Here is a 7,065-nt window from a genome sequence, read left to right on the forward strand (position 1 = left end):
GTTACACTACGCGCCTGAAATTGAGAGAGTCATGAAATGAGTGAACTGAAGAACGATCGTTATCTGCGCGCCCTGTTACGTCAACCGGTCGATATCACGCCGGTATGGATGATGCGACAAGCCGGGCGTTATTTGCCGGAGTACAAAGCGACGCGCGCCGTAGCCGGTGATTTTATGTCGCTGTGCAAAAACGCCGAACTGGCGTGTGAAGTCACCCTGCAGCCGCTGCGCCGCTATCCGCTTGATGCGGCGATCCTCTTCAGCGATATCCTGACGATCCCCGACGCGATGGGGCTGGGACTCTACTTCGAAACCGGCGAAGGCCCGCGTTTCTCTAATCCGGTTACCTGTCGCGCCGATGTCGATAAACTGCCGGTGCCCGATCCCGAGCAGGAACTCGGCTATGTGATGAATGCGGTACGCACCATTCGCAAAAACCTCAACGGCGAAGTGCCGCTGATCGGATTCTCCGGCAGTCCCTGGACGCTGGCGACCTACATGGTAGAGGGCGGCAGCAGCAAAGCCTTCACGAAAATCAAAAAGATGATGTACGCCGATCCGGCAACGCTGCATGCGATGCTCGACAAGCTGGCGGACAGCGTCATTCTTTATCTCAACGCGCAGATCCGCGCGGGCGCGCAGTCGGTAATGGTGTTCGACACCTGGGGCGGCGTGCTGACCGGCCGCGATTACCTGGAGTTCTCGCTCTACTACATGCATAAAATCGTCGACAGCGTGCTGCATGAGAATGAAGGGCGCCGCGTGCCGATTACGCTCTTTACCAAAGGCGGCGGACAGTGGCTGGAAGCGATGGCCGCCACCGGCTGCGACGCGCTCGGTCTCGACTGGACCACCGACATCGGCGAAGCGCGTCGTCGCGTCGGCGACAAAGTCGCGCTGCAGGGCAACATGGATCCGTCTATGCTTTATGCGCCAGCTGCGCGTATCGAGCAGGAAGTCGCGGGCATTCTCGACGGCTTCGGCGCGGGCAGCGGTCACGTCTTCAACCTGGGACATGGTATCCATCAGGATGTGCCGCCAGAGCATGCGGGCGTGTTCGTTGAGGCGGTGCACCGTCTCTCAGGCCAATATCATCAGGAGTAAGTATGGACATTGCTGCACTGCGCGCGGAGCAGATTCAGCGCGCTGCAGAGGTGGTGCGGCAGGATGATTTCGACGTTTTGCCGCCGCGTTTTATCGGCGGCGCCGACGTCGGATTCGAGCAGGAAGGGGCCGTGACGCGCGCCGCCCTGGTGATCCTCGAATATCCTTCCCTGAAGCTGGTGGAGCATCGCATCGCGCGCATCGCCACCACCATGCCTTATATTCCCGGCTTCCTCTCTTTTCGCGAATATCCTGCGCTGCTGGCGGCATGGGAAATGCTTGAGCGCAAACCGGATCTTCTTTTCGTCGACGGACACGGCATTTCGCACCCGCGTCGTCTCGGCGTCGCCTCGCACTTTGGCTTAATGGTTGACGTGCCGACGATCGGCGTGGCGAAAAAGCGCCTGTGCGGTCGCTTTGCCGATCTGGGCGCCGAGCCGGGATCGCGCCAGCCGCTGATAGACAAAGACGAGCAGATCGGCTGGGTATGGCGCAGCAAAGCGCGCTGCAACCCGCTTTTCGTGGCGACCGGACACCGCGTCAGCCTGGATAGCGCGCTGCACTGGGTGGAAAACTGCATGGGCGGCTATCGCCTGCCGGAGCCTACGCGCTGGGCCGACGCCGTCGCCTCCAACCGCACCGCCTTTCAGCGCTGGCAAAGCGCGCTTTAACGCTGTGCGCGCGGCGCTTTTGCGGTACACTGCCGCCAGCTAAACGATGAAGAGCCCTGTTCATGTTACAAAACCCCGTTCACCTGCGTCTGGCTAAGCTGGAAAGCTGGCAGCATCTGACGTTTATGGCTTGCCTGTGCGAGCGTATGTTCCCCAATTACTGGGCATTCTGCCAGCAGACGGCATTCGCCGATCCGGCGCTTTATCGCCGCCTTCTCGATCTCATCTGGGAAAGCCTGACGGTCAAAGACGCCAAAATCAATTTTGACAGCCAGCTGGAAAAGCTTGAGGCCGCCATTCCCGACGGCGATGCCTTCGAGGTGTATGGCGTTTATCCCGCTATCGACGCCTGCGTGGCGTTAAGCGAAGTGCTGCACGCGATGCTGAGCGGCGAAACGCTGGAGCATGCGATTGAAGTCAGCAAGACGTCGATCACCACCGTTGCGATGCTGGAAATGACCCAGGCCGGACGCGAAATGAGCGACGAAGAGCTGCGCGAAAACCCGGCCGTTATCGACGAGTGGGACATGCAATGGGAGATTTTCCGCCTGCTTGCCGACTGCGAAGAACGAGACCTTGAATTGATCAAAGGTTTGCGTTTGGACCTGCGGGAGGCGGGAATCAGCAACATCGGTATAAATTTTCAGCAGTAAGGCGGGAAAACGTGACTTCAGGCCCGAATTAGCGCGCCTGGAGGCTTCACATCGGCCCCCTCTCTGGTCTACATTTGGGGGGCTGAAAATTGTGGCTATCGGTGCGTGCAGGCTGAAGAGTGCCAGAATATGGCTTTTCCCTCGCACTCGTTGCTTAGCAAGCGATAAATACACTTTAAGGATAACTTATGAACAAGACTCAACTGATTGATGTGATCGCGGAAAAAGCGGACCTGTCGAAAACCCAGGCTAAAGCGGCTCTGGAATCAACTCTGGCTGCGATCACTGAGTCTCTGAAAGAAGGTGATGCTGTACAACTGGTTGGTTTTGGCACTTTTAAAGTGAACCACCGCGCTGAGCGTACCGGTCGCAACCCGCAAACTGGCAAAGAGATCAAAATCGCTGCGGCAAACGTACCGGCATTCGTGTCTGGTAAAGCGCTGAAAGACTCTGTTAAATAAGACGTCGCACTGCGGTCAGAATTTTAAAAGAAGGGGCGAATTCGCCCCTTTTGTATTAGGGGCCAGCTATGCCGAACCTGCGTTCGCCCTCCTGTTTTGCCCTGCTTGCTCTGCTTCTGCTTTCCGGGTGCGGTTCTACGCCCGACACGCCTCCTTTTAGCGCCAGCGGCTATCTTGCCGATCGCGGCGCGGTGCGCATCTGGCGCAAAAACAGCCACCTTACGATTCATTTGCGCACCCTCTATACGCCTTTTAACGGCGACGCGGCGGAAACCACCGACTATGTGTGGCAAGAGGAGAAGCTGGTCAGCGTAGCGCGCCACGTCAGCGGCAAGCAGCCAGACGATGTCACCCTGCGTTTCGATCAGGACGGCAGCCTGAGCTTTATGCAGCGGCAGCTGGCCGGGCGACGCGAAGCGGTCGATCCGGATACGATAGAGCTCTATAAGTTCGATGCACAGCGGATGCTGGCGCAGAGCAATGCGCTGCTCAGCGGCCGCGTGATGCTGAAGCAGGGCCAGTGGCTGGGCGCGAAGCAGATCGCCCTCTGCGACGGCGGGCGCGAGTCGCCATCCTTCGACGATTACGCGCTGCAGACGCTGGCGCAGCAGCAGAGACGCAGCGCCGCGCCGCTGCTGGTCTCCTGGCTGGAGGCGCCTGAAGGTACGCAGCTGCTGCGCGCGGCGCCGGGAGAAAGCTGTGATTCGCAGCCGAAAGAAGAGGATTTTTAGGGCAGAGAAAAGGGCGCATGGCGCGCCCTTTTTGCTTACTTGCGGTTAATGGCGCGATAGCCGATATCGCGGCGGCAGAAGCTGCCGTTCCATGAGACAGGCTGAGCCAGCTCATAGGCGCGCTTTTGCGCCGCCGCCACGTCGTCACCCAGCGCGGTAACGCAGAGCACGCGGCCGCCGTTGGTCAGCACCAGATCGTTCTCAAGACGCGTACCGGCATGGAATACCTTGCCGTCTTCAACCTGCTCCAGCGGCAGGCCGTGAATCTGCTCGCCGTTGACGTAGTCGCCCGGATAGCCGCCCGCCGCCAGCACGACGCCGAGCGCCGGGCGCGGATCCCATTTTGAATCCGTCTTATCCAGCGCGCCGTCGCAGGCCGCCAGGCAGAGCTCAACCAAATCCGACTGCAGGCGCAGCATGATCGGCTGGGTTTCGGGATCGCCGAAGCGGCAGTTGAATTCGATGACTTTCGGCTGACCCGACTGATCGATCATCAGACCGGCATACAGGAAGCCGGTATAGACATTGCCTTCCGCCGCCATGCCGCGCACCGTCGGCCAGATCACCTGATCCATAACGCGCTGGTGGATCTCGTCGGTAACCACCGGCGCGGGGGAATAGGCGCCCATGCCGCCCGTGTTCGGACCGGTATCGCCATCGCCGACGCGCTTGTGATCCTGGCTGGTGGCCATCGGCAGCACATGTTCGCCATCAACCATGACGATAAAGCTGGCTTCTTCGCCGTCGAGAAACTCTTCAATCACGATGCGGTGGCCTGCGTCGCCGAAAGCGTTGCCAGCCAGCATATCTTTAACCGCTGCTTCCGCTTCTTCCAGCGTCATCGCGACGATTACGCCTTTACCGGCTGCCAGGCCGTCGGCCTTGATGACGATAGGCGCGCCTTTCTCGCGCAGGTACGCCAGCGCGACTTCGACATCTGTAAAGTTGCGGTACTCCGCGGTAGGAATATGGTGGCGGGCAAGGAAATCTTTGGTAAAGGCTTTAGAGCCTTCCAGCTGCGCGGCGTTTTTGGTTGGGCCGAAAATTTTCAGACCCGCCGCGCGGAAGGCGTCGACCACGCCGATAACCAGCGGCGCTTCCGGACCGACGATAGTCAGGTCGATCGCTTCGCGCTGGGCGAACGCCAGCAGGGCAGGGATATCGGTTGGGCTAATATCAACATTTTGCAGCGCGGGCTCCAGCGCGGTGCCAGCGTTGCCGGGCGCGACGAATACCGTTTCCGCCAGCGGCGACTGCGCCGCTTTCCAGGCCAGTGCGTGTTCACGGCCGCCGTTGCCAATCACTAAAATTTTCATATTGCTCTCCGGATAATTAATGGCGGAAGTGGCGCATGTCAGTGAAGATCATGGCGATGCCGTGCTCGTCTGCCGCAGCGATAACCTCTTCGTCGCGAATAGAGCCGCCCGGCTGGATAACGCAGGTAACGCCGACAGCGGCCGCGGCATCGATACCGTCGCGGAATGGGAAGAACGCATCGGAAGCCATCGCCGAGCCTTTTACCTCCAGCCCTTCGTCCGCAGCCTTAATGCCGGCAATTTTAGCGGAGTAGACGCGGCTCATCTGGCCGGCGCCGATGCCGATGGTCATATTGTCGCGCGCATAAACGATGGCGTTGGATTTCACGAACTTCGCGACCTTCCAGCAGAAGAGCGCGTCGCGCAGCTCCTGCTCGCTCGGCTGACGCTTGCTGACCACGCGCAGCTGGCTCGCTTCCACCATGCCCAGGTCGCGATCCTGTACCAGCAGGCCGCCGGTAACGCGTTTGAAATCGAGTCCGGCGACGCGTTCCTGCCACTGGCCGCAGATCAGCACGCGAACGTTCTGCTTGGCCGCCGTGACTTTCAGCGCCGCTTCGCTGGCGGAAGGGGCGATGATCACTTCGACAAACTGACGGCTGATAATCGCCTGCGCGGTCGCTTCGTCCAGCTCGCGGTTAAAAGCGATAATGCCGCCGAAGGCCGAGGTCGGGTCGGTCTGATACGCGCGTTCGTAAGCCTCAAGAATTGATGCGCCAGCGGCGACGCCGCAGGGGTTGGCATGCTTAACGATAACGCACGCTGCTTCGCTGAACGCCTTCACGCACTCCAGCGCCGCGTCGGTATCGGCAATATTGTTGTAGGAGAGCGCTTTGCCCTGAACCTGCTGCGCGGTCGCTACCGAAGCTTCCTGCACGTTCTCTTCTATATAGAAGGCGGCGTCCTGATGGCTGTTTTCGCCGTAGCGCATATCCTGCTTCTTAATGAAGTTCAGATTGAGCGTGCGCGGGAAACGGCCAGCGGGTTGATTGCGCTCGCCATGATAGGCAGGAACCAGCGAGCCAAAGTAGTTGGCGATCATGCTGTCATAGGCCGCGGTATGCTCAAACGCTTTAATCGCAAGGTCAAAACGGGTTTCCAGCGTCAACGAGTTTTCGTTGGCGTCCAGCTCGGCCAGTATGGCGTCGTAGTCGCTGCTCTTGACCACAATCGCCACGTCCTTATGGTTCTTGGCCGCTGAACGCACCATGGTCGGGCCGCCGATATCGATATTCTCGACCGCATCTTCCAGCGTGCAGCCTTCGCGCGCAACGGTCTGCGCGAAGGGATAGAGGTTAACCACCACCATGTCGATAGGTTCGATAGCGTGCTGCGCCATAATGGCGTCATCCTGGCCGCGACGGCCCAGAATGCCGCCGTGCACTTTCGGGTGCAGCGTTTTGACGCGTCCATCCATCATTTCCGGGAAGCCGGTGTAGTCAGACACTTCGGTAACAGCGAGACCCGCATCGGCCAGCAGGCGAGCGGTTCCGCCTGTAGAGAGGAGTTCGACGCCGCGGCTGGAGAGCGCCTGAGCAAATTCGAGGATACCTGCTTTGTCTGAGACACTCAGCAGAGCGCGGCGTACAGGACGACGTTGTTGCATGGTGGTTTTATCCCTTGGCTTTGTTTCGCGTAAATAAGAGCGTTACATCAAGCTTAGCGATCTTCTTATGAATAAAAAGAGGCGAAACTTCAGGTAACGCCCCGAAAAGGGGCATCCGTGACGTCGCGGGGCATTGTAGCGAAAACGTTTGCGTGCTGCTCGCAAAAATTCGTTTTGAAATGCATTGTGGATAACTTTGTGGGTAATCACGTATAAGGCGGGCTTTTGCTGTGGAATGCAGCGAACGGTCATTTTTCTGCAATTTAGCTGTTGCGCTCTCTGAACGACTCCCTATAATGCGCCTCCATCGACACGGCACAACGGCTTACGGAATGCGGTGTTGAGGTGATGAAAGTCACCGTCGGTCAGAGCGAAAATAAACGCTTGACTGACACAGAGAGTAGCGTAATATACGCCACCTCGCAGCAGCAGGCTCGGCCGCTGACTGCACCGCTCTTTAACAATTTATCAGACAATCTGTGTGGGCACTCGGGAGCAGATATCAAAGCCTTCGGGCTTAAAA

7 protein-coding genes are annotated in these 7,065 nt (G+C 58.9%); 5 read left to right on the plus strand and 2 right to left on the minus strand.

Features of this window, described 5'->3' with window-relative positions; translation table 11 throughout:
• Nucleotides 1-36 precede the first annotated feature (36 nt).
• The 5 genes from hemE to JS46_RS22020 all read left to right on the plus strand — a co-directional run bounded on the left by hemE (nt 37) and on the right by JS46_RS22020 (nt 3,620).
• A complete protein-coding gene (gene hemE, locus JS46_RS22000) occupies nt 37-1,104 on the plus strand; it encodes a uroporphyrinogen decarboxylase (RefSeq protein ID WP_033755842.1) in 1,068 nt (355 codons plus the stop codon).
• A 2-nt stretch (nt 1,105-1,106) separates the two neighbouring features.
• Nucleotides 1,107-1,775, plus strand: coding sequence for a deoxyribonuclease V (nfi, locus tag JS46_RS22005; protein ID WP_033755844.1), 669 nt, complete (start codon nt 1,107-1,109; stop codon nt 1,773-1,775).
• A gap of 62 nt (nt 1,776-1,837) precedes the next feature.
• A complete protein-coding gene (locus JS46_RS22010) occupies nt 1,838-2,428 on the plus strand; it encodes a YjaG family protein (protein ID WP_033755845.1) in 591 nt (196 codons plus the stop codon).
• Between the two features lie 188 nt (nt 2,429-2,616).
• Nucleotides 2,617-2,889, plus strand: a complete 273-nt coding sequence (gene hupA / locus JS46_RS22015) for a nucleoid-associated protein HU-alpha (RefSeq protein ID WP_033755847.1) — start codon at nt 2,617-2,619, stop codon at nt 2,887-2,889.
• Nucleotides 2,890-2,957: 68 nt separating this feature from the next.
• On the plus strand, nt 2,958-3,620 hold the full coding sequence (locus tag JS46_RS22020; RefSeq protein ID WP_033755849.1) for a DUF1481 domain-containing protein: 663 nt from the start codon (nt 2,958-2,960) through the stop codon (nt 3,618-3,620).
• Nucleotides 3,621-3,655: 35 nt separating this feature from the next.
• Here JS46_RS22020 and purD read toward each other — a convergent pair whose 3' ends face one another.
• Together purD and purH are read right to left on the minus strand one after the other, a co-directional pair.
• Nucleotides 3,656-4,936 (minus strand): phosphoribosylamine--glycine ligase, encoded by a 1,281-nt coding sequence (gene purD, locus JS46_RS22025; RefSeq protein ID WP_033755851.1) that lies wholly within the window; start codon nt 4,934-4,936, stop codon nt 3,656-3,658.
• 16 nt (nt 4,937-4,952) lie between these two features.
• Nucleotides 4,953-6,542, minus strand: coding sequence for a bifunctional phosphoribosylaminoimidazolecarboxamide formyltransferase/IMP cyclohydrolase (purH, locus tag JS46_RS22030; RefSeq protein WP_033755853.1), 1,590 nt, complete (start codon nt 6,540-6,542; stop codon nt 4,953-4,955).
• Nucleotides 6,543-7,065 lie beyond the last annotated feature (523 nt).

It is taken from the genome of Pantoea sp. NGS-ED-1003 (assembly GCF_000738765.1).
Lineage (GTDB): Bacteria > Pseudomonadota > Gammaproteobacteria > Enterobacterales > Enterobacteriaceae > Pantoea > Pantoea septica.